The 1,062-nt window shown below is 62.9% G+C and carries 1 protein-coding gene; it reads right to left on the reverse strand.

Translation table 11 applies throughout. The features are described from left to right. The coding region (locus AC3IFE_RS21490) for an ATP-grasp domain-containing protein (RefSeq protein ID WP_489191883.1) at nucleotides 1-1,008 on the reverse strand (1,008 nt) is incomplete at its 3' end. Nucleotides 1,009-1,062: the final 54 nt, after the last annotated feature.

A 1,062-nucleotide genomic window follows, 5' to 3' on the forward strand; every position in this document is an offset into this window, starting at 1 on the left:
TGGAAACAGCGCGAACATCGAGTAATGCTGACGCCCGTCCGCCGCGCGTTCGCAGGCGCTTCGCAGGCGTTCGTGCAGCCCGGAAGCCCGTGTCAGCATCCGCAGATAGAACTCGTACGGGTCGAGGCCCGCGATGTCCTTGAGCGCCGCGTTCACATACAGTCCGCCGAGCCGCGGATTGATCTCGATGACGATCGGGCCGGTCGGCGACAGACGGAACTCGAGGTGCACGATCGCGTTGCGCAGGCCGATCGCTTCGAGACAATCGATCGCATACCGATTGATCTCGGCAATCGCGGGCGCCGGAAAGGACACCGGCGGCGAGATCAACAGGTTTTCCAGCACCGTGCCGCGCTTCTCCGTCAGGATCAGTTTTTCGTTGATCAGCACCGGATAAACCTGATCGTCGACGATCACACATTCGACGCTGCCTTCGACGCCGTCGATGTACTGTTCAAGCAGAATGCTCTTGCCCGGCTCATAGTGAATCGGGGCACCGTCACGGGTGTGGACGTCGTGCGGCATGCCGTAGTAGTCCGAAACCACTGCCTGATCATGTTGCGCGGTAAATCGCTGATAGTGATCGCGCAATTCGTTCCAGTCGCGACACTTGGCGGTAAAGGCCGAGCCCGCGCCGTAAGGCGGTTTCGCGATCAGCGGATAGCCCACTGTGTCGGCGGCTTCTCGCAATGCGTCGACATCGCTGCACATTGCGTGTCGAATCGACCGTACCCCCCGTTCCTCCAGCGCCGCACGCATCAGGAATTTGTTGTTGCAGGCGGCGACGGCCGCCGACGGAGAATGGACTCGGCCGGTTATCCGGCAAACGTCGGCGACCACCGCGCCCACCTCTCCATGGGCCGACGCCTGCCCCGCATAGCAAAAGACGGCCTTCACGTCATAGTGCGCGTCCAGACGCTCGAGCAATCTCAGCAGCGACTCGACGGAAAGCGAATCGAGCCACCACGTGTCGTCGCGCGCCCCGCCTGCATCGCCGTCCGTCGGCACGTGCCGGCGCACGACGGCCGTGAGGCACGCGAGACCCATCTTGCGAGCGACCTC

The sequence above is a fragment of the Burkholderia sp. APQ4-4ca genome, from assembly GCF_057837105.1.